The sequence below is a fragment of the Pelomicrobium sp. G1 genome, from assembly GCF_051905455.1.
GTDB lineage: Bacteria > Pseudomonadota > Gammaproteobacteria > Burkholderiales > UBA6910 > Pelomicrobium.
Genome location: NZ_JBQACR010000226.1, coordinates 1 through 318, shown reverse-complemented (window position 1 = coordinate 318; position 318 = coordinate 1). Strand labels below are relative to the sequence as shown.

Annotated in this window: 1 protein-coding gene; it reads right to left on the bottom strand. The window is 65.7% G+C overall.

The window, feature by feature from the left end:
* Positions 1 to 16: 16 nt before the first annotated feature.
* A partial coding sequence (locus ACTFO6_RS18280; protein WP_439935807.1) for a UTRA domain-containing protein occupies positions 17 to 318 on the bottom strand: 302 nt, incomplete at its 5' end.

Sequence of the window (318 nt, the reverse complement as noted above, 5' to 3'; positions counted from 1 at the left end):
GCATGGTGTTGGTCTCCTATTTCTTTCGTCGGTGTTGAGATGCGCTTGAAGTTGGGCGCGCCGGCGCCACCTCCTGGATTTTGCGGGTGATGGCGAGTGGCCCCTGTACGCTCAGGCTAAAGCGGTAGTTCTCGGGCCGGATGCTGAACCGGGAGCACTCCAGCGCCGCTCCTTCCGCCGAGTACGAAACCCGCTCCATGACCAGCACCGGGCTCCTTTCCGGCAGTGCCAGCAGCTCGGCCTCCTCGGCTTCCGCCGTCCGGGCGAGGATGCTCACCTCGGCCCGGGTGACCCGCAGGCCCAGAAGCTCCTCCAGGA